The organism is Serratia sp. D1N4, assembly GCF_054552755.1.
On record NZ_CM137274.1, the window covers coordinates 5,023,528 to 5,048,974 of the forward strand.

The 25,447-nt window shown below is 54.3% G+C and carries 20 protein-coding genes; 12 read left to right on the forward strand and 8 right to left on the reverse strand.

Annotated features, from left to right (window positions below):
- Nucleotides 1-37: 37 nt before the first annotated feature.
- On the forward strand, nucleotides 38-2,353 hold the full coding sequence (feoB, locus tag ACX1CU_RS22645; RefSeq protein ID WP_459400421.1) for a Fe(2+) transporter permease subunit FeoB: 2,316 nt from the start codon (nucleotides 38-40) through the stop codon (nucleotides 2,351-2,353).
- Entirely contained in the window at nucleotides 2,353-2,586 is a 234-nt protein-coding gene (locus tag ACX1CU_RS22650) for a FeoC-like transcriptional regulator (protein ID WP_459400422.1), read from the forward strand. The genes feoB and ACX1CU_RS22650 overlap by 1 nt, the downstream gene beginning before the upstream one ends.
- A gap of 44 nt (nucleotides 2,587-2,630) precedes the next feature.
- Here ACX1CU_RS22650 and ACX1CU_RS22655 read toward each other — a convergent pair whose 3' ends face one another.
- Both ACX1CU_RS22655 and bioH read right to left on the reverse strand, forming a co-directional pair.
- The gene (locus tag ACX1CU_RS22655; RefSeq protein ID WP_459400423.1) at nucleotides 2,631-2,915 is read right to left on the reverse strand and encodes a YdgH/BhsA/McbA-like domain containing protein; all 285 of its coding nucleotides are present in this window, start codon (nucleotides 2,913-2,915) and stop codon (nucleotides 2,631-2,633) included.
- 247 nt (nucleotides 2,916-3,162) lie between these two features.
- A complete protein-coding gene (gene bioH, locus ACX1CU_RS22660) occupies nucleotides 3,163-3,933 on the reverse strand; it encodes a pimeloyl-ACP methyl ester esterase BioH (RefSeq protein WP_459400424.1) in 771 nt (256 codons plus the stop codon).
- A gap of 42 nt (nucleotides 3,934-3,975) precedes the next feature.
- Between bioH and gntX the strand changes: the two genes are divergently transcribed.
- Both gntX and nfuA read left to right on the forward strand, forming a co-directional pair.
- Nucleotides 3,976-4,659 carry a DNA utilization protein GntX gene (gene gntX, locus ACX1CU_RS22665; RefSeq protein WP_459400425.1) on the forward strand — a complete coding sequence of 228 codons (684 nt, stop codon included), beginning with the start codon at nucleotides 3,976-3,978 and terminating at the stop codon, nucleotides 4,657-4,659.
- A gap of 58 nt (nucleotides 4,660-4,717) precedes the next feature.
- On the forward strand, nucleotides 4,718-5,293 hold the full coding sequence (nfuA, locus tag ACX1CU_RS22670; protein ID WP_459400426.1) for a Fe-S biogenesis protein NfuA: 576 nt from the start codon (nucleotides 4,718-4,720) through the stop codon (nucleotides 5,291-5,293).
- A gap of 40 nt (nucleotides 5,294-5,333) precedes the next feature.
- Here nfuA and malQ read toward each other — a convergent pair whose 3' ends face one another.
- Nucleotides 5,334-7,415 (reverse strand): 4-alpha-glucanotransferase, encoded by a 2,082-nt coding sequence (gene malQ / locus ACX1CU_RS22675; protein WP_459400427.1) that lies wholly within the window; start codon nucleotides 7,413-7,415, stop codon nucleotides 5,334-5,336.
- Between the two features lie 9 nt (nucleotides 7,416-7,424).
- Nucleotides 7,425-9,830 carry a maltodextrin phosphorylase gene (gene malP, locus ACX1CU_RS22680; protein ID WP_459400428.1) on the reverse strand — a complete coding sequence of 802 codons (2,406 nt, stop codon included), beginning with the start codon at nucleotides 9,828-9,830 and terminating at the stop codon, nucleotides 7,425-7,427.
- A gap of 557 nt (nucleotides 9,831-10,387) precedes the next feature.
- On the opposite strand from malP, the gene malT reads away from it, so the two are divergent.
- The 5 genes from malT (at nucleotide 10,388) to ACX1CU_RS22705 (ending at nucleotide 16,475) form a co-directional block, all read left to right on the forward strand.
- The gene (malT, locus tag ACX1CU_RS22685) at nucleotides 10,388-13,102 is read left to right on the forward strand and encodes an HTH-type transcriptional regulator MalT (RefSeq protein ID WP_459400429.1); all 2,715 of its coding nucleotides are present in this window, start codon (nucleotides 10,388-10,390) and stop codon (nucleotides 13,100-13,102) included.
- A gap of 154 nt (nucleotides 13,103-13,256) precedes the next feature.
- Entirely contained in the window at nucleotides 13,257-14,234 is a 978-nt protein-coding gene (locus tag ACX1CU_RS22690; RefSeq protein WP_459400430.1) for an autotransporter family protein, read from the forward strand.
- Nucleotides 14,235-14,333: 99 nt separating this feature from the next.
- Nucleotides 14,334-14,660: a thiosulfate sulfurtransferase GlpE gene (gene glpE / locus ACX1CU_RS22695; RefSeq protein ID WP_459400431.1), complete on the forward strand. Its 327-nt coding sequence runs from the start codon at nucleotides 14,334-14,336 to the stop codon at nucleotides 14,658-14,660.
- Nucleotides 14,661-14,805: 145 nt separating this feature from the next.
- Entirely contained in the window at nucleotides 14,806-15,642 is an 837-nt protein-coding gene (glpG, locus tag ACX1CU_RS22700; protein WP_459400432.1) for a rhomboid family intramembrane serine protease GlpG, read from the forward strand.
- 74 nt (nucleotides 15,643-15,716) lie between these two features.
- On the forward strand, nucleotides 15,717-16,475 hold the full coding sequence (locus tag ACX1CU_RS22705; RefSeq protein WP_459400433.1) for a DeoR/GlpR family transcriptional regulator: 759 nt from the start codon (nucleotides 15,717-15,719) through the stop codon (nucleotides 16,473-16,475).
- Nucleotides 16,476-16,553: 78 nt separating this feature from the next.
- Here ACX1CU_RS22705 and ACX1CU_RS22710 read toward each other — a convergent pair whose 3' ends face one another.
- The 4 genes from ACX1CU_RS22710 to ACX1CU_RS22725 all read right to left on the reverse strand — a co-directional run bounded on the left by ACX1CU_RS22710 (nucleotide 16,554) and on the right by ACX1CU_RS22725 (nucleotide 21,603).
- On the reverse strand, nucleotides 16,554-17,567 hold the full coding sequence (locus ACX1CU_RS22710; protein WP_459400434.1) for a fimbrial protein: 1,014 nt from the start codon (nucleotides 17,565-17,567) through the stop codon (nucleotides 16,554-16,556).
- 47 nt (nucleotides 17,568-17,614) lie between these two features.
- Entirely contained in the window at nucleotides 17,615-20,188 is a 2,574-nt protein-coding gene (locus ACX1CU_RS22715) for a fimbria/pilus outer membrane usher protein (RefSeq protein WP_459400435.1), read from the reverse strand.
- Between the two features lie 127 nt (nucleotides 20,189-20,315).
- Nucleotides 20,316-20,987, reverse strand: a complete 672-nt coding sequence (locus tag ACX1CU_RS22720) for a fimbrial biogenesis chaperone (protein ID WP_459400436.1) — start codon at nucleotides 20,985-20,987, stop codon at nucleotides 20,316-20,318.
- A gap of 88 nt (nucleotides 20,988-21,075) precedes the next feature.
- Entirely contained in the window at nucleotides 21,076-21,603 is a 528-nt protein-coding gene (locus tag ACX1CU_RS22725) for a fimbrial protein (protein WP_459400437.1), read from the reverse strand.
- A gap of 1,031 nt (nucleotides 21,604-22,634) precedes the next feature.
- Between ACX1CU_RS22725 and ACX1CU_RS22730 the strand changes: the two genes are divergently transcribed.
- The 3 genes from ACX1CU_RS22730 to ACX1CU_RS22740 all read left to right on the forward strand — a co-directional run bounded on the left by ACX1CU_RS22730 (nucleotide 22,635) and on the right by ACX1CU_RS22740 (nucleotide 25,336).
- Nucleotides 22,635-23,231 carry a TetR/AcrR family transcriptional regulator gene (locus ACX1CU_RS22730; protein ID WP_459400438.1) on the forward strand — a complete coding sequence of 199 codons (597 nt, stop codon included), beginning with the start codon at nucleotides 22,635-22,637 and terminating at the stop codon, nucleotides 23,229-23,231.
- 93 nt (nucleotides 23,232-23,324) lie between these two features.
- The gene (locus ACX1CU_RS22735; RefSeq protein ID WP_459400439.1) at nucleotides 23,325-24,491 is read left to right on the forward strand and encodes an MFS transporter; all 1,167 of its coding nucleotides are present in this window, start codon (nucleotides 23,325-23,327) and stop codon (nucleotides 24,489-24,491) included.
- Between the two features lie 56 nt (nucleotides 24,492-24,547).
- Nucleotides 24,548-25,336: an SDR family NAD(P)-dependent oxidoreductase gene (locus ACX1CU_RS22740; RefSeq protein ID WP_459400440.1), complete on the forward strand. Its 789-nt coding sequence runs from the start codon at nucleotides 24,548-24,550 to the stop codon at nucleotides 25,334-25,336.
- Nucleotides 25,337-25,447: the final 111 nt, after the last annotated feature.

The window sequence follows — 25,447 nt, forward strand, 5'->3', positions numbered from 1 at the left end:
ATGGCCGGTACTTAATTTACTGATATCACGTTGGATTATGAAAAAAATCACCATTGGCTTGATAGGTAATCCGAATTCAGGGAAAACTACACTGTTCAACCAGCTTACCGGTGCGCGTCAGCGGGTTGGTAACTGGGCCGGAGTCACGGTTGAACGCAAAGAAGGCCAGTTTTCCACAGCGCAATCGCAGGTTACTCTGGTCGATTTGCCCGGCACCTACTCGCTCACCACCATCTCCGAACAGACCTCGCTTGACGAACAGATCGCCTGCCATTACATCCTGAGCGGCGACGCTGACTTGTTGATCAACGTGGTAGATGCGTCAAACCTGGAGCGCAACCTTTACCTGACGCTGCAACTGCTGGAGCTGGGCATTCCCTGCATCGTGGCGCTGAATATGCTGGATATCGCCAGAAGCCAGCGCATCGAGATTGATCTTGCGGCCCTGTCTGAACGCCTGGGTTGCCCGGTCGTACCGCTGATTTCTACCAAAGCCGACGGGATTGGCATGCTGAAACAGATGATCGACGGTCATCGGTTCAATCAGCTCAAAGCCTTGGTAAATTACCCGCCGTTGCTGCTAGACCAAGTCAACGCCTTGACCGAAGCCATGCCGCAGAATCTGCCCACCGAACAGCGCCGCTGGCTGGCGCTGCAAATGCTGGAAGGGGATATTTATAGCCACCAGTTGGCAGGTGATGCTATCGCTCTGCTGCCGCAGGCCAGGCAAGCGCTGCAACAGCAGCAGCAGGAAGATCCGGCGCTGGTGATTGCCGATGCACGTTACCAGTCGATCGCAGCCCTTTGCGACGCCGTCAGTAACGCGCAACAAGCTCTGCCGAACCGACTGACTGAAGTGCTGGATAAAGTGATCCTCAACCGCTGGCTCGGCGTGCCGATTTTCCTGCTGGTGATGTACCTGATGTTCCTGCTGGCGATCAACATCGGTGGTGCGCTGCAACCGATCTTCGATCTCGGCTCGGCGGCAATCTTTATTCAGGGGATCCAATGGGTGGGTTATACCCTGCATTTCCCTGAATGGCTGACCATTTTCCTGGCACAGGGCGTCGGTGGCGGTATCAATACCGTGCTGCCGTTGGTGCCGCAGATCGGCATGATGTACCTGTTCCTGTCCTTTTTGGAAGACTCCGGCTACATGGCGCGCGCAGCGTTCGTTATGGATCGCCTGATGCAGGCGCTCGGCTTGCCGGGGAAATCCTTCGTGCCGCTGATCGTCGGTTTCGGCTGCAACGTGCCGTCGATCATGGGTGCCCGCACGCTGGATGCCCAACGTGAACGCCTGATCACCATCATGATGGCTCCTTTTATGTCCTGCGGTGCGCGGCTGGCGATCTTCGCCGTATTCGCTGCGGCATTTTTCGGCCAAGACGGCGCTGGCGTGGTGTTCTCGCTGTATATGCTGGGTATCGTAGTCGCTATTCTTACCGGCCTGGTGCTGAAATACACCATCATGCGCGGTGAAGCATCACCGTTCGTCATGGAGTTGCCGGTTTATCACGTACCCCACCTGAAAAGCCTGCTGCTGCAAACCTGGCAACGCCTGAAAGGTTTTGTGCTGCGCGCCGGGAAAGTCATTGTGATTGCCAGTATCCTGATCGGTGGCTTGAACAGCTTCTCGTTCAGCGGCAAGCCGGTAGACAGCATCAATGATTCAGCGTTGGCATCGGTTTCCAAAGTGCTTACACCGCTGCTGCAACCGATGGGGGTGCACAGCGATAACTGGCAGGCAACCGTCGGCCTGGTTACCGGAGCCATGGCCAAAGAAGTGGTGGTGGGGACGCTCAACACGCTGTACACCGCCGAACACATCACCAATCAACCGTTCGACGCCGCCAATTTCAACCTGCTGGATGAATTGTCTGCCGCTCTGGATGAAACCTGGCAAGGTCTGAAAGGCACTTTCAGCCTCAGCGTACTTGCCAACCCTATCGAAGCCAGCAAAGGCGATGGCGAAATGGGCGCAGGCTCAATGGGGGTTATGAGCAGCAAATTCGGCACCTCTATTTCTGCTTACAGCTATCTGATCTTCGTGCTGCTGTATGTGCCGTGCGTTTCGGTGATGGGTGCGATTGCCCGCGAATCAAGCCGGGGCTGGATGACCTTCTCCATCCTGTGGGGGCTGAATGTGGCCTACTCGCTGGCCACCCTGTTCTACCAGATAGCAACCTTTAGCCAGCATCCGCAATACAGCCTGGTGGCGATCCTGTCGGTGCTGGCCTTCAATGCCTTGCTGCTGCTGGCATTACGTAAGGCTCGCAGCCGCGTGACCATCCGCCTGCGCAACGCAACGCCTGCCGCCTGCTGCCAAAACCCGCAGGGTGATTGCCACTGATGGCCAGCCTGCTGCAAATCCGTGATGCGCTCGCCCTGCGGGGCAGCGCTCAGGCTCAACAGTTGAGCCACCAACTGGCAACGCCGTTGCCGCTGGTTGAAGCCATGCTGGAGCGTTTAACCGATATGGGTAAAGTGGAGCGTATCGAGCAGGATAACAGTGAATGCCTGAGCGGCAGCTGCAAGCGCTGCCCGGAAAGATGCAGTACGGTAGTTTATCGCTTGAAAAACTAGAGACAAAAAACAGGGGCGCACGCTATGCGCCCCTCGTTAGCAAATTATTTCTTATCTTTGTACACTTCAGCGGCCGCACTGAACCTGCCATGCTCGCGGGCAGCCACAACCACGTAGTACTTCCCACCTTTCTCGTCAGCCAGTTTGGACAATTCCTCTTTCAAGTCCATTGGATCGGTGGCTTGGGCAGTTGACGTTATCATGCCAATTTTCTCGTACTTGCCTGGTGCCTTATCCAAATCTTCCTGAGTGAGTAATGTTGCCGCCATTGTGCTGAAAGACGCTAAACCCACAACCAATGCTGCAACCGTCATCTTCAATGATTTCATGACCATACCTCTAAGCGGATAAATGAGTTGTTATGAAAGCCGTTAACAATAAATCAGGCATCGATACGCAGCGATGCTCAAGAGCCCAGTGAAAAAATACATGCAGTTTTCTCACCGTTCGCCACATATCTAGCCCTTCATATATCGAATCAGCCTGCTTTTTTATCCGCCAATTAGCCGACCTTGTAGCGCTCTTTTGTGCCTTTTTTGGCCGCAATCAGGGTGGTATCAGCGCGAAGCCGCGCGCCTACCGGGTTGCAGCAAATTGATTAATAATGCTGGTGAATTCTTCAGGGTGAGAGACAAAAGGCGCATGGGCCGCCTTGGGGATCACCACCGAAGACGACTGCGGCCACCGCTCATCCAACAGCGTCGCGACCTTGCGCGGTACCAAACCATCCAGGTAACCATAAATGCGCAGCACCGGCATCGCTGGCTTGGCCAGCTGCTGCCGCTGATCCACGGTACGCAGTATATCAAGCCCGCTATTGAGCACCGCGACACCCGGCATCGGTTGATTAAGCACCACGGTTTTTAACAGGCGCGCATCCTGGCGGGCGCTTTCGGTTCCCAGGGTTTGCAGCGCCAGAAAGCGCTCTACGGTACGGTTGAAATCCTCGCTGAGCTGCTGCTTGAAACCGCTCAGCACTTCTGGCCGGATCCCTGGCCAATCCTCCTGCGCGGCAAAACAGGGCGAAGAAGCCACGGTAATCAGCCCTACCACCCGCTCAGGCTGCGTCAGGGCAATCTGCCCGGCCACCAGCCCACCCAATGACCAGCCCAGCCAATACGCGCGCGCAGGGGCTGCCGCCAGCAGGATGTCCGCCATCTGTGGCAACGATAACGCACCATAACCCTGGCTGCGGCCATAGCCCGGCAGATCGACCAGGTGCACGCGAAAATGCGGCGTCAATCGCTCCAATATGCAACCCCATACTTCGGCGTTCAATCCCCATCCGTGCAGCAGCACAAGATCGCGATCGCCTTCGCCCATTGTTTGCCAATACAGCGCTGTCATCAGTTATTGTCCTTCTGAACTCGTTCCGTCACGGAGGACGGTATGCTATCAATCTACAGCCGCTGTTGGCTATGCCGGCAACCATTAAGGCTAATGCAGCAGGGCATTTGCAGTTATTGCCTGCGTGAACTGCCCGCCAAACCCATCAGTTGCCCACGCTGTGGTTTACCTAGCGGCGATCCGCACCGGCCTTGTGGCCGCTGCCTGCAACAGCCACCGCCCTGGCAGGCACTGGTTTTTGCCACCGACTATTGCTTGCCAATCAGTAGCTTAATCAAGCGTTTCAAATTCCAGCGCACGCCAGAACTGGCCCCGACGCTGGCCCGGTTGATCCTGCTGCATTGGCTACGGGCTCACCGAGAGCAACATCTGAACAAACCGGACATCATTTTAGCGGTACCCTTACAGGATAAGCGCTGCTGGCGCAGGGGTTACAATCAGAGCGATCTGCTGGCCCGGCCATTGGCGCACTGGCTGGGGTGTGAATATCGGCCCGCCGCGCTGCGCCGGATCAGGACTACCTCGCCACAGCAGCAATTAATCGCCCGTGCGCGGCGGCGCAATTTACGCGGCGCATTCCGTTGTGATGAAAACCTGGCAGGGAGGCATGTGGCGCTGCTGGATGATGTAGTAACTACCGGTAGCACGGTGGCAGAAATCGCTAAATTATTGCAGAAACAGGGCGTCGCCTCCTTGCAGATCTGGTGCGTCTGCCGCACATTGTAGTACCACCGCAATGGGCGTATTATATCCTACTATAGCAGTCAACTATTGAGTCAATGCCATGATCCGTATAACAGATGCAGCACAGGAACATTTTGCCAAACTGTTGGCAAACCAAGAAGAAGGCACCCAAATCCGCGTATTCGTGATTAATCCGGGTACGCCAACGGCTGAATGCGGTGTTTCTTATTGCCCGCCAGATGCGGTAGAAGCAACAGACACCGAGCTGAAGTTCGAAAAGCTGTCTGCTTTTGTTGATGAATTGAGCACACCGTATCTCGAAGACGCTGAAATCGACTTTGTCACCGATCAACTCGGTTCCCAGCTCACGCTAAAAGCGCCAAACGCCAAAATGCGCAAAGTCGACGACAATGCCCCGTTGATGGAACGTGTGGAATACGTGCTGCAATCGCAGATCAACCCGCAGTTGGCAGGCCACGGCGGCCGCGTTACGCTGATGGAAATCACCGATGACGGGCTGGCTATCCTGCAGTTTGGCGGCGGTTGCAACGGTTGTTCGATGGTTGACGTAACGCTGAAGGAAGGGATCGAGAAAGAGCTATTACAGAAGTTCCCCGAACTGAAAGGGGTACGCGACCTGACCGAGCACCAGCGTGGTGAGCACTCTTACTACTAATATGCTTAGGGCGCCAATACGGCGCCCTATATATTGCGAATTACCCAGCCGACACCTTCTTGCGCCGCTTATCCAAATCCTTCAGTAAACGATTCACCTGCCGATCGGCAAACATCTCTTCCAAGGTATGGCTCAGCTTGCGCCGCCAGTTTGGGTATTCATTGCTGGTGCCTGGGATATTGACCGGGTCGGACATATCCAGCCAATCCTCCGGTTGCAGGCCCAGCAGCGCACTAGCACTGTCAGCCACATAACGCTGCAACCCACGGTTCAACAATGGGCTCATCGCCAACAAAGAGGCTTTTTTGCCGACCTTCTGCGGCACACAGCCGTAGCGGTGCAGCCCATCCAGCAAGCCCTGCTTGGCGCGTTCACGATCGGCAAACAGCGTTTTGAGCACCTCGGCATCCGGGTATAACCCCAGCGTTTTCCCCAGCGTCAGATCACCGCTCTGCCAATAGCCACGCAGCGTGGGCAGATCGTGCGTGGTAATGGTCGCCATCGCCTGCACCGGATAAGACTGCGGCGCGCGGAACTGGCTCTCGCTATCACGTTCGAAATACAGCACTTTGTAGGAGTAAACCCCACTATCACGCAGCTTGCCGACGATCTCCACCGGCACGGTACCGAGATCTTCACCAATCACCATGCAGCGATGGCGTTGGCTTTCCAGCGCCAACAGCGCCAGCAGATCGTCAACCGGGTATTTGACGTAGGCCCCGTTATCGGCGGTTTCACCGTAAGGGATCCACCATAAACGCAACAGCGCCATGACGTGGTCGATACGCAAAGCACCGCAGCTGGTCATATTGGCACGCAGCAAATCGATAAACGGCTGGTAGCCGCGCGCCGCCATCACATGCGGATCCATCGGCGGCAGGCCCCAGTTTTGCCCCAGCGGGCCGAGGATATCCGGCGGAGCCCCGACAGAAGCCCCCAGGCAATACAGCTCGCGTTCACACCAGGTTTCAGCGCCGCCTTCCGCCACGCCTACCGCCAGATCGCGGTAAAGGCCGATCGGCATCTGCTGCTCTTGGCTTTGGCCGAAGCACTCGGCAAACTGGCTGGCAGCCAACCATTGCAGCCACAGATAGAAAGTCACTTCATCCGTATGCTGTTGGCAGAAAGCCGCTACTGCGGCCCCATTGCCCTGCCGATACTCCTCCGGCCAAGCTGGCCAACCCCACATGCTGCTATCGTTGGCAGACAGATGTGCATGCAACGCATCATAGGCCGCCTGTTGGTACAGGCTGCTGCCTCCTTCACTCACGAAACGTTCAAACGCCTGCTTCAGCGCATCGCTGGCCTTGCGGGCCTGAAACTGCGGGAACGCCAGCTTCAGCGCCGCCAGCTTCAACTGGGTGACCGCGCAATAATCCACTTGGTCACTGCTGCGCGCTTTCGCCAGCAGCTTCTGTGTCGCCGCCTTCTGCCACCATTTCTGCGCGGCTGCGCTGTGCTGGAAATCCTCCACCGCGTTGACGTCGATATACACCACGTTCAGCCAGCGCCGTGAAGAAGGGCTGTAAGGGCTAGCACTTTCCGGATTGGCCGGATACAGCGCATGGATCGGGTTTAGCCCAACAAAGGCGCCACCGCGTTCCCCCACTTCGCTGACCATCACGCGCAGATCGCCAAAGTCACCGATGCCCCAGTTACGATCAGAGCGCAACGTGTAGAGTTGCACGCAGGCACCCCACAGTTTTTTTCCGGTCAGCAGGGCTTGGGGCTCGTAGCAGCGTTTCGGCGCGACAATCAACCGGCACTGCCATTGCTGCTCGCCCTGCGTCAGCTGGAGCTGGTGATACCCCAGCGGCAGTTTGCCCGCCAGGGTCAAGGTTTTGCGCGCGCTGGCGCGGCCCTGTTGCTGGCTACCGTCCTCGCATTGCAGCACCCAGTGGTACTCACCACTGCCGCCCAGCGGCAAAGCCACCGGGTTGCCGTGATAGAACACTTTCACCAATGGTAACGGCGCAGCCTCCGAACGAAGCGACGCGTTACTCATGGCATCCAGCAGCTTACGCTTGGTTTCCGGCGAAATAGCCTGCTGTTTACCATGGGCATTGATGTAATCAGCCGCAATCCCTGCCTGGGAGGCCGCCTGATCGATAGCTTTACTCATTCGTACTCCTTAACGCTTGGCTTGCCAGATGCGCTGCTGGTAGTCACGGATCGAACGATCGGAACTGAACATACCCACGCGCGCGGTGTTAAGGATGGTACGGCGCGTCCATTCGTCGCGGTCACGATACAGTTTGTCTACCTGCCGTTGAGCTTCACAGTAGGAAGCAAAGTCTGCCAGCACCAGATACGGATCGCCGCCTTCCAGCAGGCTGTGCAGCATCAGATCGAAGGCGTGCTTGTCACCCTGGCTGAAGATGCCGCTGGCCAATTCATCCAGAATCGTTTTCAGGTGTTTGTCTTTCTTACGGTAACTCAGCGGATCGTAACCCTTCTTCAACAACGCCTTAACCTGCTCCACGGTATTGCCGAAAATGAAGATATTGTCTTCGCCCACCTGCTCGGCAATCTCAACGTTGGCACCGTCCAGCGTACCCACGGTCAAGGCACCGTTCAGCGCCAGCTTCATATTGCCGGTGCCGGAGGCTTCTTTACCAGCGGTGGAGATCTGCTCAGAAACATCGGCCGCCGGGATCATCAGCTCCGCTACCGAAACGCGGTAGTCCGGAATAAACACCACTTTCAGACGATCCTTCACGATCGGATCGTTGTTGATCTTCTCCGCCGCCTGGTTGATCGCATAAATGATGTTTTTCGCCAAGTAGTAACCTGGAGCCGCTTTGGCACCGAACAGGAACACGCGCGGTACCATATCCATCTCTGGGTTATCGCGCAGTTGGCGATACAGCGACAGGATATGCAGCAAATTCAGGTGCTGACGTTTGTATTCATGCAGGCGCTTAATCTGTACGTCGAAGATCGCATCCGGGTTGAGCGTCAGGCCCATCACGCTATGCACGTAATTGGCCAGAGCCACCTTGTTATCACGTTTGATCTGCTGATACTGCTGGCGGAACGCCGCATCGTCGGCATATTTTTCCAGGCCTTTCAGCGCATCCAGATCGTTGGCCCACTCTACCTTCAGCGTTTCGTCGATCAGACCGGACAACGCCGGGTTACACTGTTTCAGCCAGCGGCGCGGCGTAATACCGTTGGTGACGTTGTGGAATTTGTTCGGCCACAGCTGGTGATATTCCGGGAACAGATCCTTCACCACCAGATCCGAGTGCAGTTGCGCTACACCGTTAACCGCAAAACCGCTCACGACGCACAGGTTCGCCATGCGCACCTGCTTGTCATGGTGTACCGCCAGTTTGGCCCAAACGGCGTCATCGCCCGGCCAGTGTTGGTCCACCAGCTTTTTGAAGTTGGCGTTGATCTGCTTGATGATTGAGAAATGGCGTGGCAGCAGGCTGCGCACCAGTTTTTCATCCCAGCACTCCAGGGCTTCCGGCATCAGCGTGTGGTTGGTATAGGCGAAGGTCTTGCTGGTGATCGCCCAGGCTGCATCCCAATCCATCTGATGTTCATCCAACAGGATGCGCAGCATTTCCGGAATAGCGATGGTCGGGTGAGTATCGTTCAGTTGGATCACTTCGTACTTTGGCAGGTCTGCAATCTTGCGGCCCGCCTGATGGTGTTTGCGCAGGATATCCGCCACCGAGCAGGCGCACTGGAAATACTGCTGCATCAGGCGCAGGCGTTTGCCAGCCTGATGGTTGTCGTTCGGATAGAGCACTTTGGTAAGTTTAGCCGCTTCAACGCCCTGCTTTTCTGCCTGCAGGAATTTGCCATCGTTGAAATCGTTCAGATCGAACGGATGCGAGTGCGTTGCCTGCCACAGGCGCAGCGGTTGGGTCACTCCGTTACGGAACCCCAGTACCGGCAGATCCCAGGCTTCGCCGCGCAGAGTAAACTCCGGGTGCCACAGTTCGCGGCCATCGGCCAGTTTTTCCACTTTACCGCCGATGCCAACGTCCACCGCCAGCGCCGCATTATGGCGGAACCACGGATAGCTCTCGCGCTGCCAGTTGTCTGGCGCTTCCTGCTGGTGCCCCTCTTTGAACGACTGGCGGAACAGCCCGTACTGATAGTTCAGGCCATAACCGGTGGCTGGTTGTTCCACCGTCGCCATTGAATCAAGGAAGCAGGCTGCCAAACGCCCCAGCCCGCCGTTACCCAGCGCCGGATCGGTTTCCTGCTCCAGCAAATCTGCCAGTTTAACGTCCTGCTCCGCCAGCGCCGCTTCAACCGTGTCGTACCAACCAAGGTTGATCAGGTTATTGGCCGTTAAGCGGCCAATCAGGAATTCCATTGAGATGTAATTCACATGGCGCAGCGACTTGCTGCTTTTACGCGGTGCCGGCTGTGCCGCCAGTTGCTCGGCAAGCGCAGCACTGACAGCTTCCCACCATTGATGTTGGGTCATCTGCTGTGCGGAACTGAGGCCAAAACGCTGCCACTGACGAGTCAGCGCAGCCAGAAAAACGTCCTTTTTAAGCATAGACTGTGACATAGGGAGAACTCTCTAATCCGATAAATGGGCCAATTTTTTCACTATCGTGCCGGGGAGTACGCACAACGGCATCATCCCGCCTAGGGGTTAGCGAGGGAGGAGAGTTGGGGCGTAGTCGGAATTGTGATCTCGGGCACTTTTTATCCCCCCTGAAGGGGCTCAACATCCCCCATCAGGGCTATCGTTGCGCACAAAAACAACGGCAGGATGCTGTGCTGTGACGTTAACATAGTGACTTCAGCCGCTGAAGTTTTGTACTGGTCTCGTCATGCGACAAAATTGCCACTACAGTTACCGAGTGCAATTAAACGTCACGGTAAAAAATGCCTTGGTTATGATCTGGCAGAGAGCGTAAAAAAGTGTGATCGATAGCAACTTAACTCCAAGCCAAAGCGGAAGCTTGTTGCAATACGTTTGGCGATGTTCGAAGTTATTGAGGGGGATTAATTACGAGCTACAAAATAATTAATGCTACCCCGGTCCCGAAGAAGATTCGCGACAAAAAACCTTCGGGCAGTCCTTCGGCGGCGGGAACCGCACTTTACACCTGGAATATTATGCTGATCCCATCAAAACTGAGCCGTCCGGTACGGCTGCAAAATACCGTGATACGCGATCGCCTGCTGGTCAAATTAGCCAGCGCTGCAAATTATCGCCTGACATTGGTCAATTGCCCGGCAGGATATGGAAAGACCACGCTGGTTGCCCAATGGGCGGCGGGCAAATCGGATCTGGGGTGGTACTCTCTGGATGAAAGCGACAACCAGCCAGAGCGCTTCGCCAGTTATCTGATCGCCGCAGTGCAGCAGGCAACCGGCGGGCACTGTGTGAAAAGCGAGGCGCTCAGCCAAAAACACCAGTACGCTAGCCTGTCTGCGCTATTCGCACAGCTGTTTATCGAGCTTTCCGATTGGCATCACCCCCTATATCTGGTGATTGATGATTATCATCTGATCACCAACGACGTGATCCACGAAGCGATGCGCTTCTTCCTGCGCCATCAGCCAGAAAACCTGACGCTGATCCTGCTGTCACGCACGCTGCCCGCTCTCGGCATCGCCAACCTGCGGGTGCGCGACCAACTGCTGGAGTTGAGCACGCAGCAGTTGGCCTTTACCCACCAGGAAGCCAAGCAGTTCTTTGACTACCGCTTGAGTTCACCGCTTGAACACCATGACAGCAGCCGCCTGTGCGATGAAGTGGAAGGATGGGCCACCGCATTGCAGTTGATCGCGCTGTCTGCCCGCCAGTCCACCTCTTCCGCCCAGCAATCCGCCAAACGTTTAGCCGGGCTGAATGCCAGCCATCTTTCGGATTATCTGGTGGATGAGGTGCTGGATCGCGTCGATGCCGATGCCCGCGCCTTCCTGCTGCGCTGCTCAGTATTGCGTTCGATGAACGACACGCTGATCGTGCGCCTGACCGGCGAAGATAACGGCCAGCAACGGCTCGAAGAGTTGGAACGCCAAGGGCTGTTTATCCACCGCATGGACGATACCGGTGAGTGGTTCTGTTTCCACCCGTTATTCGCCTCATTCCTGCGCCAGCGCTGCCAGTGGGAACTGGCGCTGGAGCTGCCGGGCCTGCATCGTGCCGCCGCCGAAGGCTGGCTGGCACTCGGTTACCCAGCGGAAGCCATCCATCATGCGCTGGCGGCCAGCGACGTCAGCATGTTGCGCGATATCCTGCTGCAACATGCCTGGTCGTTGTTCCACCACAGTGAGTTAGCGCTGCTGGAAGAGTGCCTAAAGGCACTGCCGTATGAACGCTTGATCCAAAGCCCGAAACTGGCGTTGTTGCAGGCTTGGCTGGCACAAAGCCAGCACCGCTACAGCGAGGTCAACACCCAGTTGGAACGCGCCGAACAGGCCATGTGCGAGCAGAAAATCGCCATCGACCAAACCCTGCATGCTGAATTCGATGCATTGCGCGCGCAGGTGGCGATCAACGCTGGCAAACCGGAAGAGGCCGAACGGTTGGCTACCGAAGCGCTGAAGTTCCTGCCGCTTTCCAGCTATTACAGCCGCATCGTGGCCACCTCGGTCACTGGCGAAGTTCACCATTGCAAAGGCGAGCTGGCTCGCGCGCTGCCGATGATGCAGCAGACCGAACAGATGGCCCGCCGCCATCAGGCTTACCATTACGCGCTGTGGGCACTGTTGCAGCAAAGCGAAATTCTGATCGCCCAAGGCTTCTTGCAGGCCGCTTATGAAACGCAGGAAAAAGCCTTTGAGCTGGTGCGCGAACAGCATCTGGAACAGTTGCCGATGCATGAGTTCCTGCTGCGTATCCGCTCGCAGGTGCTCTGGTCATGGTCACGGCTGGATGAGGCCGAGGACGCCGCGCGTGAAGGGCTGAAGGTGCTGGCCAACTACCAGCCACAGCAGCAGTTGCAATGCCTGGCAATGTTGGCGAAATGTTCACTGGCGCGGGGCGATCTGGATAATGCCAATAGCCACCTGCTGCGTTGCGAAGTCTTGCTGCACGGCTCGCAATATCACCGCGATTGGCTGACCAACGCCGATAAACCCCGGGTGATCCATTGGCAGATGACCGGAGACACCGCCGCCGCCGCCAACTGGCTGCGCCATACCGAAAAACCGGGCATGGCGAACAACCACTTTATGCAGGGCCAGTGGCGCAATATTGCCCGCGTGCAGATTATTCTCGGCCAATTCGAAGAAGCCGAAGTGGTGCTGGACGAATTAAATGAAAACGCCCGCCGCCTGCGGCTGGTCAGCGATCTCAATCGTAACCTGCTGCTCAGCAATCAGCTTTATTGGCAGATGGATCGCAAAGGCGATGCGCTGCGGGTGCTGATCGAAGCGCTGGCGCTGGCAAACCGCACCGGGTTTATCAGCCACTTTGTGATTGAAGGGGAAACCATGGCGCAGCAACTGCGTCAGTTAATCCAACTCAATACGCTGCCTGAGCTGGAGCAGCACCGCGCGCAACGCATTTTGCGCGACATCAACCAACATCATCGCCACAAGTTCGCCCATTTTGACGAGAGTTTCGTCGATAAGCTGCTGACCCACCCACAGGTGCCGGAACTGATCCGCACCAGCCCGCTGACCCAGCGTGAGTGGCAGGTGCTGGGCCTGATTTATTCCGGTTACAGCAACGAGCAGATCGCCGGTGAACTGGCGGTGGCAGCCACCACCATCAAAACCCATATTCGTAATCTGTATCAGAAACTGGGGGTTGCCCATCGACAGGAAGCGGTGCAGCAAGCCCAGCAGTTGCTGAAAATGATGGGCTATGGGGCATAACGGGGAATTAATGGCATTCGGTGTTCAGCCGCTCGGTGAGCTGAACACTGCCGCTTGAAAATTGACGGGCGTATTCTTATTTTGCACAAGCTCAATGACATTAGCTCTTGCTGTAAGTAGTATTGCCTAATATTTTCCATAAGGAGTTGGAATAATGGCAATAACTAGGACATTTCTAATTACAGCAGGCCTTTCTTTCGCTATTTTCCCAGCAATAGCCAGCGAAAATACGACCACAGATTATAGCTATCGCGCAGATGCGGGCACCTATTTAGGTAATCAGATCGCCGCACGTTCATTATTTTCTCAAACCTTGCACCAGCGGAAAACATCGCCAGGTAGCGATCAGTTATGGTTACGCGCCTCCGGCTATAGCACCAAAAACCTGAGCGCAGCCGATGATAACCTGCCGATCGATATGAATCGCCAGGTGTTCCAGCTCGGTGGCGATATTTTCGCGTTACAGCAGGAAAACGAAGAGTGGACCTTGGGTCTCATGACGGGATACGGCCGCGCTGATACCGAGTCGCACTTCGCCAACTCCACATCTGACGGCCGCGTTAACGGTTATTCCGTCGGGCTTTATAGCACTTGGTATCAAGACAGTAAAAACCATGAAGGTGCTTATATTGATTCGTGGCTCCAGTATTCTTGGTTTAACAATAGTGCGGGGAAAGAGGATTATAACAGCAACAACTTTAGCCTCTCTTTGGAAACCGGTTATGCTTTCCAACCTCTCTCTGCGTGGGAATTGATTATCGAGCCACAGCTTCAGCTTATCTATAATGATTTCCGTACCGATAATTATCGTGATGCCACAGACACATTCATTCGGCAGAGTGATGCACCAGATTTCACTTCGCGGGCAGGCATTCGTTGGTATAGCAATCAAGACGACAATATTACCGCCTATCTGGCCACCAACTGGTGGCATAATAACGGCAGCAACGCGGTCTATTTTAATGAATCGCGAGTAGAAGCAGGCTCCCTTAATAATCTATTCGAAGTGAAAGTCGGCATAAAAACGCCAACTTCCAGCCAATTCCAGCTCTGGATGGAAGGGGGCACCACCATGGGCAGCAATAGCTATCAGGATTACGGTGCCTCATTGGGTCTGAGCTACCGCTGGTAATCTGCCTGCCGGAAAAGCCCACAGGGTTGCTCTGGTCATAAATGGGGTGGATTTGGTTACACTAATCAGATCCCCCCAATTACGAGGCAGTCTGAAGTCATGGAACAGTTTGAAGCGATCGGCATTGAGCAGGCCCATACCCGTTGGAAAGAAGGCAGCGCGACGCTGGTCGATATCCGCGATCCGCAAAGTTTTGCCGCCGGGCATACACCGGGCGCGTTTCATCTTACCAACGCCAGCCTGCCGCTTTTTATGCAGCAAAATGAGTTCGAACGCCCGGTGATGGTCATGTGCTACCACGGCAACAGCAGCCGCAGCGCCGCACAGTACCTGCTGCATCAGGGGTTTGACGCGGTTTACAGCATCGACGGCGGCTTTGAAGCCTGGGCACGCCAGTTCCCGCAGGATGTCGAAACCTCCGCTTGATTCTTTACAGGCCGTTCATTTAGGCGGCCTGCTCAATTCTCCGCTGTTTTTATCGCTGCGTTCAGTATTTCAACGGTATAATCTGCCATCAATGCCGCAGAGGGGTAAACTCGCGGATAAAATCATCTACTTAGACGGAAAATCCATGGTTCGAGTGATCGCCGTATCCAACCCTCGTCTGGCACAAGCCTTTGTCGATTACATGGCAACGCAGCACATCCCGCTTGAGATCCGCAATACCGGCGAGGCGGCAGAAATCTGGCTGGCGGACGACGGCCATTTGGAACAGGTGCAACATGAGTTGCAGCAGTTTCTGCTCGATCCGCTGAATAGCCGCTATCAGGCCGCCAGTTGGCAGGCGGGCAATACCGACGCCGGTTTGCATTACCAGCAATTCTCTTACCTGCAAATTATCCGCAGCAAAGCCGGGCCGCTGACGCTCACGGTCATGTCACTGTGTATTCTGGTGTATATCCTGATGCAGGTGCTGGGGGATGATACCGTGATGTACTGGCTCTCCTGGCCGCAGAACAGCTCGCAATACGGCCAACTGTGGCGCTGGTTCAGCCATGCGTTTCTGCACTTCTCGCTGCTGCACATTACCTTCAACCTGCTCTGGTGGTGGTACCTTGGTGGCCCGGTAGAAAAACGTCTCGGCGCGGGAAAACTGTTCGTGATCGCCGTGGTTTCGGCCTTTTTCAGCGGCTGGGCGCAATCCCTGTTCAGCGGTGCGCTGTTTGGTGGGCTTTCCGGCGTAGTTTACGCGCTGATGGGCTACGTCTGGCTGAGCGGTGAACGCAATCCGCAATGCGGCCTCAATCTGCCACGCGGTTTAATGGTGTTTTCCGTGCTCTGGCTGGTCGCTGGCTATTTCGATATTTTAGGAATGTCGATCGCCAACGCGGCACACGTAGCCGGTTTAGTGTTAGGGTTATTAATGGCATTTTGGGACACGCGTCATCGCACGCACAACGAAAAATAATTTACTCTGCGGATTTCGGGTGGCTGCCGACTAGGTGGCTGCCTGAAAGACACCGGGCGTTTTAGGGGATTATCGTGAAGCAGACACAGCGTCATGACGCCATTATCGAATTGGTGCGTCAGCAGGGTTACGTCAGTACAGAAGAGTTGGTCGAGCATTTTGCCGTCAGCCCGCAAACCATTCGCCGTGATTTGAATGACCTGGCCGATCAGAACAAGATACAACGCCATCACGGCGGCGCGGCGCTGCCGTCCAGCTCAGTCAACGCTGCCTACCACGATCGCAAAGTGATGTGGTCCGAAGAGAAAGCGCGGATTGCTCAACGCGTCGCCAGCCAGATCCCCGATGGCGCAACGCTGTTTATCGATATCGGCACCACCCCGGAAGCGGTAGCCCATGCGCTGATGAATCATAAAAACCTGCGTGTCGTGACCAACAACCTGAACGTCGCCACTCTGCTGACCGCCAAAGAGGATTTCCGTCTGATCCTGGCCGGTGGCGAAGTGCGTACCCGCGACGGCGGTATTATGGGTGAGGCCACGCTGGACTTTATTTCTCAATTCCGCCTGGATTACGGCATTCTCGGCATCAGTGGGATCGATATGGACGGCTCGCTGCTTGAGTTCGATTATCATGAGGTGCGCACCAAACGCGCGATTATCGAAAACTCCCGCTGCGTGATGCTGGTGACTGACCACTCCAAGTTCGGCCGTAATGCGATGGTTAACCTGGGCAATATGAACCTGATTGATTACCTGTTTACCGACCAGGCTCCACCGCCGAGCGTAATGAAGATCATCGAGCAGTACGATGTGCAGTTGGAGCTGTGCTGATTTTTGTCCTCTCCCCCCAACGATAATCACCCGGCAGCATTGAATGCTCCCGGGTGATTCATAGTACGGCCACCAAGATCAGTTATACGTCATGGTGAACGTCGCGTTGGAGTTGACCGTACCGCCGGTTATCTTTTCGCCTGATTGGTAATAACGCACCGCCAACGGGATTTGGTAAGTGCCCCCATCGGTTGTCGCCGAACCCAATACATTAAAAGCAGTATCCAGTTGAACGGGCGCGTTGTTGTACAATAGCTGCAATGCCAGACCGCTGGCGGTAGAGGTGCCATCGGTGGTTAACAGCCCGAGGCTTTTATTACTGCTGCCGCCGCTGCCTGGACTGAGTGTCATTCTGACATTCAACCCGGCATCACAATTACTCAGGCCGATATTGAACGCCGTGCTGCCCGTTGTACTGCCAATTCCACTAAAGTCCCTGCCTTTGGCGGTATCCAGATTGACATTGATGTTACTGTCAGTCACCGAGCAGGTTGTGGTTTTTGCCGTCATCCCCGTCACCGTCAGGTTGGCATATGGGGTGATAAAACCGGAACCATCGAACCTCACAAAGGCATAGCCCGCAGCTAAAGAACCCACATTGCCAGAACCGGTGACGACAGCAGTTTTATAAAAGCGCAGTATATATTGAAAAGTTACGGTCCCCCAAAACCCGGTACTGATACACTGATTTCGCATATTCGGGTTGCCCTGATAACCCGAGGTTCCACCAAGCGTGTTAACCGTGGTACAGCCACCAATCTGTGTGACAGATAAAGAGTAACTGACGCCGGGGATCCCTGTGGCATACAGACGAGCGCCCGTGATGCTTTGTACAAAGGTAGCATTGGTGCCAATCCCCACGTTCTGGTTTCCCGTCGTTGTCTTTATACAGTTGTTATACACCGTGTAGCTTCCGGTTCTGATCTCCGCACCAATCTGCGCGCCTACGGGTAAATCACGAGGTATTACCAAAGTGCTGGGCATGACAAAAGTGTTGTTGATAGCCGTGCAGGAATCCGCCGCAGCCTCCCGAACAGTTCCCAGCCAGGCACCGATCAGCAGTAAAATAAATAGTGGTATTCTTTGCTTCATAACGATCTCTTCAATAAATATTGCCGATGTATGCACATGCTGATTAATTACAGGCACTGCCCGTTCAGGGTTAGAACACCGGTATTTTCTGTAGTCTGTTTTGTCAGACGATATTCCACCTGACACTGCTGGCTTGCCCCCGCTCCCCATTTCACATTCAGTACACCGCTGTCCGCCAATCCGGTCAGATAAACCTGCCCATTGTCACCCACGATAAAACCCTGTACCGCTTTCTGCGCCGGATTGCTGACCGTCGCGCCAAACGGCACCGGAGCACCACCTGCTCTGAACAGGTTCATCAGCACACGTTGGCCCACATTAGTCTCAAACTCGGCGCGCACCACGGCGCCGCGCGTTGGCACCACATTCTGGCTGGTCATCGTCAGATCAACATTGTTCGGCAACGTTTCGGTATTCAACTGCACCTGGTTCTTACGGTATGGGCTGCTGTATGGCACGATGGCATAGCCCCGCCAGTCGGTCTTCACTCCCGTTTGGCCACTCACACCAATCCCCGCTGCACCCGGTGCTTTCACCAACGCTACGGTTTCTCCCAGTGTCTGGCCGAGGGTCACACCGTTTTCATGCACCAGCACGCCGCCCTGCACACCGTAGTTCAGCCGCTGGTTGTTGCGGTCATAGCCATAACCCGCATTCACCTGCCCATAAGTGCCGCGGTAATCTGCATTCAGATTGCCGCTGTTACCCACACCTTTGGTACCGTAGCCCTGCTGCACGCTCCAGTTCAGATTGTTGTCTGCTAACACCGTTCCGCCCAGCCCAACAGAGTGGGTGCTTCCCTCTTGCTTGCTGCTGTTTACCATATAGTTGGCATGGGTGTTTCTCATCCAGCGGTCCAACGGCACGCTAACGTTAAGCGAGAACATCTGGTCCCTGTCGTATACGCGCCCACCATCATGGCTGCCACTCGCGGTCGAGTTCTCGCTGTAGCTGTAGTTCAAGCCGTAGCTGATACCGTTCCAACTGTTGTTATATCCGGCCCCCACTGAGCGCATGGTCCGATTACTGTTCCAGTAGTCTTCGCTGATCCAGCTCAGTGACAAAGCTCCCGCTCCTTCCCACAAATTCTGGTTCATGGTCAGTTCGGAGCGGTTGCGTCGGCGTTCGTCCCGCGGCTGGCTGCCTTGATCTCGGTGGGTATCCAGTACTTCCTGCAGGCTGTAGTAACCATCGGTAGAGTAGCGATAACCCGCAATGGCAAAGTTGGTCCCGGTCTGCACAAAGTTTTTGCTGTAACGGATCCGCCACGACTGGCCGTCTTCTTGTGGTTGATCTTGCAGAGTGGACCAAGCTTGGGTCACATCGGTCGACAGCGCACCAAAATCGCCCAGGTTGGTCCCCATCCCCAGCGCCACGGACTGATACTGCCCGCTGGCAAACTGCCCGCCGCCGTAGACGGTCAGCCCATAGGGCAGACCATAAATTGCCGTGGCCTGGCCGAAGGTGGTTTTCTCCACGCTGCTGTCGTAAGAACGATATTGCCCACCGGTTATGGCGTATTTCAGGCGGCCTTCACGCTGCAACAGCGGGAGTGACGCGTAGGGAACAACCAGATGCTGCTCGCTGCCGTCAGACTCACGGATAGTCACAAACAGATTCCCGCTACCGCCGGTCGGGAATATGTCAGTAATTTCAAATGCTCCCGGGGCCACGAAACTCTGGTAGATCACATAGCCATTCTGGCGGATGGTCACCTGGGCATGGGTGCGTGCAATACCACGCACCACTGGCGCATAGCCTTTCAGGCTGTCAGGTATCATGTCGTCGTCCGATGCCAGTTGTGCTCCACGGAACGGTACGCTGTCAAACACGTCACTTGGTGAGGTGCTGTCACCCAACACCAGTTGGCTTTTGAGAAAAGCGATGTCACGCGCCACGTAGGTGTACACCGTACTCCATTCACTTTGCCCTTGATCATCGCGGTTCAGCGTTGTGTAGTTGCGCAACCGCCATGGGCCAGCGTTGATACCGGGGCGCAGGTTGGCAAACTGGCTGCTGCTGTCACCGCGGTTGCCGTCACGTGCCAAGGTGTTAGCACCGCTCAGGCTGTAGTTCAGCAACAAGGATGGAATCCCCTTATCCCACTGGCTCTCTGGTACAGCGCCCTGCGCCTGCTGTGACATGGCCGCCTGCGGGATACTCAGCAGCAATTGCTGGGCATCAAAACGGAATTCGGCATTGGCTTTTGGAATAGCGCTCAGGTTGGCACACTGTGCCTCAGCATTGCCCATCTCCGGGAACAGGTCAGTTTTAACGCCCATTTCATTCAACTGAGCGACCGTTAGACAAGGCTGCAGGCTGTCTTCACCTTGCGCATTTTTCCCCATCTGAAACTCAACGCTGCGTGTATCTTGCTGTTCATTGTTGATGTAGATATCCACCCGGTAAGTACCGGGAGCCTGTAAGGCCCCCTCTTCAAACACGGTCAGGTCAGTGCTGTCGTGATGCGGGTTACCGACCTCCAATAAAGCTGGGTTGAAAGACTCACGGGCTTGCGCCCCGAAGGAGACTCCCCCCAGCAGCATCAGTTGTGTAGCAATGAAATAAGCGAGCGGGCTGATGCGCAGCGAAGACTTACTTTTTACCCAATTCCTAGACATGTCACTGACCTTTACGACGACTCACTTGTTTTACCCAATGGCATTAGGAGAATGTCCTTTCCCCTAACGCCCTTTATTTCTTAGATGTATTACAGATATATGTGGCTATCTGGCTGATTCACATCATTTACAACGCTGCTGTATGTTCTTTGCCAGCACCGCCATAGTCATTAATGATTTTCCAACTTACGCGGCCTGCGCTCACTCCTGACGGCAAGGCAAAGCGGGCGGTGCTGCCTGGAGCAACATAGGTCGCCTCTTTCACGTCCTTTCCAGCCACCTGCACCCCTTGGAAGTTCATATAGAAGGGTGTGGGGTTGGTCACTTGCAGGTCATTGCCATTGCGCTGCCAAATGATTTTGTCAGCCACATCTTCTGGGCTACCTTTCACGCCTTGCGGGCGATAAATCAGCTTGATGCGCGTCTTAACGGCAATTTGCAGCGTATTTCTATCGATATTCTGTTCGGCAGACGGGATAGATTTAATGTTTATCCAGAATAAGGATTCTTTATCTGTTGGCAGATTGCCGCCTGCTCGTACCACACGCAGTACGTTTTCTCTTCCACCATCCAGACGAAACAGCGGTGGTGTCACTATAAAGGGGGCTTTCTCAGCACCACCGGTCGTCTCAATCCAGGTTTGGATTAAATAAGGCGTTTTATCCGGGTTTTTGACGCTCAGTGAAGACTCCTTCTTATCGCCGTCATAAATCAGCCGAGTTCCCCCCACAATGACACCCGCCTGTGCGACATTGATGGTGAATAACAGGGCTAAAATTAATGCAGGTGAGAATTTCATATATCTTGGTTCCACAAATGAAGATTTAATAATAACGGGGGGCATGGCCTCCCCGTTATTTCACAGCCCTTTATAATCGGGCTGAGTTTTAGTTGTAGTTAATGGTGAAGCTGGCTACGGCATTCGCCTGGCCCGCGCCAACATCAGTTGCGGTTGCAATATAACGCGCAACGAAATCCAGGTTATTCACACCGGTTGATACCAGTGGGTAGATGGCTGATGCGGTGTTCAATTGTACAGCTGAATTAGTAGTATCAGTGATTTGAATGCCCACGCCTGTTGCCACGCCAGCGCCCTGGGTCAGTGCCAAGACACTGCTGTCACCATCAGCGGTTGCGCCTTCAAACTTCACTGCCGCGCCGGTCAATGTGGCTGGGCAGTTTTTCAGCTGCAGTGTAAACTTGGTAGCGGAAGCCGTATCACCAGCGCCAGAGAAAGCCGTTTTAGCCACTTTCCCCAGGTTAACATTCAGTGGGGCACTAACGTTGTTCACCACTTCACAGGCAGAATCGATGATTTCACCGGTAAAGTTGATCTGGCCATCTGCTGCAAATGCAGAAACAGAGCTCATAGCAGCAACAGCAGCCAAGGTGGCAACGATAATATTCTTTTTCATTTAACACTTTCCTTTAAAATACGGGTTCCGTATTTATGACTTAATTTGATGCATTAGCATCGTTTCATATCCCAACCATAGTTCAACTTGCCGAGGCGTTGGCTTTCGTGCAACTCGAATTACTTAGGGCAAATAATGCTATTGGTTTGGTTGATAAACCGTTCGGCCAATAGCTCCCGATTAACATGCTTGAGATAATTATTCACAAGCAAATTTTTTGTTTACGGATTATTTTTTACCTCAGGTATTATTTAATATAAAAGCCGTTCCACTTTTGTGATTTCTGGGTATTAACCATATGAAATAGCCATCAAACTATCGATAAGTAATTAATATCTTGAGTATTTCATATGTGTACTGATTTTTATAAAAATGACAATTAAATACCACCATGAGCAAAAGAAGTATGAATGCTTTTTTCAGAGACTCTCATTATGCCATGTTTTAAATGTGGTTAATTGATTGCTAAAGTCACCCATTAAAGGCTTAACGTTGCATGTGTATTTTTTGCGATGGGTGGACTATAGAGATCTTTTTTATGGCCGAGGAGATGTTATTTTGTTTCATGTAATGTGCTATTTTTATAGCTACAAGAGGATTCTTAGAAAAATCAAATAATTGACTCTTCCAGATTGAGGAAGGCGTTATACGAAAATTTAATATAAAACGGTAGTTTTATGGATTAACCATATTCACAACAGGGTTAATAACCCTATTCTGAAAGATTAAAAACACCTACTAACTTTTCGAGTATAACCAGAGATGCACACCAAAAACCCGATCTAGATCAAGAAAACATGACGCTGAGCGCAATGAAGACCGTCGAGCAGTATGATCTACAGTTGCAGCCGTGCTGACTTCTTTGCCTAAAGGGATGACGACATGAATGTTAAACACATTGATAAATAATATATTTATACCCCAAATAATTCGGGTTGCTTGACAGGTTATTGACCGAGTGGTACAAAATGGCCTTACTGAGTACGGCATAAAGCATTTTGCAGCGTGTCACAGCCTTTAAGGTTGCAATCATGACGACAAACAGCGTGGCAGGCAGACCCAGAGAGTTTGACAGGGATACTGCCATAGAAACGGCCATGCAGGTCTTTTGGCTCAATGGCTACGAGGGAACCTCCACGCAGGCACTCTGTGAGCGGACTGGCCTGGGTAAAGGCAGCCTCTACAACGCTTTCGGTAGCAAGCAGAAACTCTACGAGTTGGCTCTGCAGCACTACCAAAGGCTTGCCCTCACATCGCACAAAAAGATCCTGAATGGACCAGGAACCGCCATCGAACGACTCCGTAAGTTCCTTCAATGGGGTGTGGATGAAGACCTCAACGATACCGAACATCGGACCTGCATGGCTCTGTTCGCGGCCATGGAACGTGCACAAAAAGATTTATCGATCCAGAAGATGGTCCGTAGCCATGTCGTGCATCTGGAAACGGTTTTATGCGAGGTCTTTACCGCCGGCCAGCGGGATGGGGACATTGCTTGCGATAGGCCTGCGCTTGAAAAGGCACGTGCTTTCCTCAGCAGCTACTTCGGCTTGCGCATCCTTGGCCAATCGATGCCTGACCGGGCGTTCTTACAAGACGCCTTGGAAGGGGCACTTGCCAGACTGTAACTGAACATGTGGCGTACATCCTACAGAGTCAGCCGTTTTTTCGCCCAATTTTTTACCAATTGGTCCACAATTGACTCACCTAAGGAAATTTACATGCCATTAGTCGTTTACATACTGGGTTTGACGATCTTCTCGTTGACCACATCCGAGTTCATGGTCGCTGGAATGATGCTCTCGCTGACCAGCGCATTCGACGTTTCCGTCACTGAGATCGGATATCTCATCTCGCTCTACGCTGGGGGGATGGTGATTGGTGGGCCGCTGCTCACCACGTTCCTGCTGAAACTGCGGGTTCCCAATAAACAGGCTTTACTATGGCTGATGAGCGCTTATGCAATCGCTCAAGCTATCGCAGCTTCAGCCACCAGCTACGAGGTCATGGCAGTGGCAAGGGTCGCCACGGGTGTCTTCGCCTCAGCCTGCTTTGGGGCCGCACTGGCGATATGCGCCGAGCTTGTTAGCCCGAACGCCCGCGGCAGAGCCGTTTCGATCGTCATCGGCGGTCTGATGCTTTCGACTGTGTTGGGCGTACCCATGGCGACCATCGTCGATCAGCATATGGGCTGGCGTGCAACCTTCTGGCTCGTTTTCGTCTTGACGGTAGTCTGTGGGCTCATTGTCGCTGTTCTGGTCCCCAAGTCACAGCACCGGCAGATGGTCAGTCTTGATGCCGAACTGGCTGAGTTCAAGAATCCTCACCTGTGGGCGGCCTACACCACGAGTGCACTCATCATCGGAGCGACGTTTGCCGCATTTGCCTATTTCGCGCCGATTCTTACTGAAGTGACTGGTTTCACAACCGCGGCTATTCCGTGGCTGATTGGCCTCTACGGACTGGCAAACGTGATTGGCAATTCGATCGTCGGGCGCTACGCAGACCGCTACACGATGCTCATCATGCTGCTTGGCCTGATTATGCTTAGTGCTGCGTTGCTCCTCCTGGCACTTCTGGCTCATTCTGCCGTTCTCACTGTGATACTGATCGTTATCATCGGGCTGGTCGGCATTCCTATGAACCCGGCGATGATCACGCGCGTGATGAAAACGGCCGTTCACCCGGGCCCGTTGGTGAACACGGTCCATACCTCCGTCATTAACATCGGTTTGGCCGTCGGCTCATGGGTAGGTGGCCTAGGTATCAGTGCGGGTTACGGGCTTCGATCGCCGCTCTGGGTTGGCGTCATTCTTGCTGTCCTGGGCCTCATCAGCCTACTTCCGTACCTGCGTCGCGATTGGCAAGCACTACCAGCTAGCGAGTAGCTATTACCGGTGAAAACCGGCGTATACGCATCTCATCAAACCCTAGGAGAAAATACATGGTTGCTAACAATTCTAAGAAACTGAGCGGCAAGGTGGCTCTGGTCACAGGTGGATCGCGAGGCATCGGCAGAGCCATTGTCGAACGGCTTGCCGCCGAAGGTGCAGAGTTTATTGGTGTCCACTACGGCACCCACCGTCAGGCGGCCGATCGGGTCGTAAACTGCGTCGAAAAGCTGGGGTCGCGTGCGATTGCGCTTCATGCCGACTTCAGGAACGAGGGGCACGCTGCCAGTTGGGGCCTTTGGCGGGCGTTCTCTGCGGCTGCGAAGGAACATACCGGCGAAGAAAAAGTAGACATCCTGGTCAACTGTGCTGGTGTTGCACCGCTTGCCACGCTGGATGACACCACCGAGGCACTTTACAACGAAGTCCTTTCCATCAATCTGGCCTCGACCTTCTTTCTCACTCAAGCGGCTTCGCCTCACATTCGTGAAGGTGGCCGAATCATCAATTTTTCATCGGCACTAACACGCATAGCCGCTCCTACGAGGCCGGTCTATGCTGCATCTAAAGGAGCAATCAACGCACTGACCCTGGCTCTGGCAGCGGAGTTTGGTCCACGTGGTATTACCGTCAATGCGGTCGCGCCGGGCGTGATCGATACGGACATGAACGGCGACTGGTTGAACGAGCCGGAGGCGCGTCGTCAGGCCGAAGCGCTTTCAATATTCTCCAAAATCGGCAGTGCAGATGATGTCGCAGGCCTCGTTGCATTCCTCGCTTCACACGACGGCCGTTGGACTACTGGCCAGGTCATCGACGTTTCCGGAGGATCGATGCTCTGAAACAGAGCACATTGGCTATAGCGGCTCGCGTTTGAAATCGCGCGGGCTCGCATTTACCCGCTGTTTGGGTTCACAATAACTGCAAATAGGCTCCCAAAATCCACCACCAAA

What these genes read in the sequence shown, in the direction of transcription:
- ACX1CU_RS22650 (WP_459400422.1), top strand. Translation starts at nt 2,353, where the DNA reads ATGGCCAGCCTGCTGCAAATCCGTGATGCGCTCGCCCTGCGGGGCAGC.
- malT (WP_459400429.1), top strand. Translation starts at nt 10,388, where the DNA reads ATGCTGATCCCATCAAAACTGAGCCGTCCGGTACGGCTGCAAAATACC.
- ACX1CU_RS22725 (WP_459400437.1), bottom strand. Translation starts at nt 21,603, where the DNA reads ATGAAAAAGAATATTATCGTTGCCACCTTGGCTGCTGTTGCTGCTATG.
- ACX1CU_RS22655 (WP_459400423.1), bottom strand. Translation starts at nt 2,915, where the DNA reads ATGAAATCATTGAAGATGACGGTTGCAGCATTGGTTGTGGGTTTAGCG.
- glpE (WP_459400431.1), top strand. Translation starts at nt 14,334, where the DNA reads ATGGAACAGTTTGAAGCGATCGGCATTGAGCAGGCCCATACCCGTTGG.
- feoB (WP_459400421.1), top strand. Translation starts at nt 38, where the DNA reads ATGAAAAAAATCACCATTGGCTTGATAGGTAATCCGAATTCAGGGAAA.
- gntX (WP_459400425.1), top strand. Translation starts at nt 3,976, where the DNA reads ATGCTATCAATCTACAGCCGCTGTTGGCTATGCCGGCAACCATTAAGG.
- ACX1CU_RS22690 (WP_459400430.1), top strand. Translation starts at nt 13,257, where the DNA reads ATGGCAATAACTAGGACATTTCTAATTACAGCAGGCCTTTCTTTCGCT.
- ACX1CU_RS22715 (WP_459400435.1), bottom strand. Translation starts at nt 20,188, where the DNA reads ATGTCTAGGAATTGGGTAAAAAGTAAGTCTTCGCTGCGCATCAGCCCG.
- ACX1CU_RS22730 (WP_459400438.1), top strand. Translation starts at nt 22,635, where the DNA reads ATGACGACAAACAGCGTGGCAGGCAGACCCAGAGAGTTTGACAGGGAT.
- nfuA (WP_459400426.1), top strand. Translation starts at nt 4,718, where the DNA reads ATGATCCGTATAACAGATGCAGCACAGGAACATTTTGCCAAACTGTTG.
- ACX1CU_RS22720 (WP_459400436.1), bottom strand. Translation starts at nt 20,987, where the DNA reads ATGAAATTCTCACCTGCATTAATTTTAGCCCTGTTATTCACCATCAAT.
- ACX1CU_RS22710 (WP_459400434.1), bottom strand. Translation starts at nt 17,567, where the DNA reads ATGAAGCAAAGAATACCACTATTTATTTTACTGCTGATCGGTGCCTGG.
- glpG (WP_459400432.1), top strand. Translation starts at nt 14,806, where the DNA reads ATGGTTCGAGTGATCGCCGTATCCAACCCTCGTCTGGCACAAGCCTTT.
- malP (WP_459400428.1), bottom strand. Translation starts at nt 9,830, where the DNA reads ATGTCACAGTCTATGCTTAAAAAGGACGTTTTTCTGGCTGCGCTGACT.
- malQ (WP_459400427.1), bottom strand. Translation starts at nt 7,415, where the DNA reads ATGAGTAAAGCTATCGATCAGGCGGCCTCCCAGGCAGGGATTGCGGCT.
- bioH (WP_459400424.1), bottom strand. Translation starts at nt 3,933, where the DNA reads ATGACAGCGCTGTATTGGCAAACAATGGGCGAAGGCGATCGCGATCTT.
- ACX1CU_RS22740 (WP_459400440.1), top strand. Translation starts at nt 24,548, where the DNA reads ATGGTTGCTAACAATTCTAAGAAACTGAGCGGCAAGGTGGCTCTGGTC.
- ACX1CU_RS22735 (WP_459400439.1), top strand. Translation starts at nt 23,325, where the DNA reads ATGCCATTAGTCGTTTACATACTGGGTTTGACGATCTTCTCGTTGACC.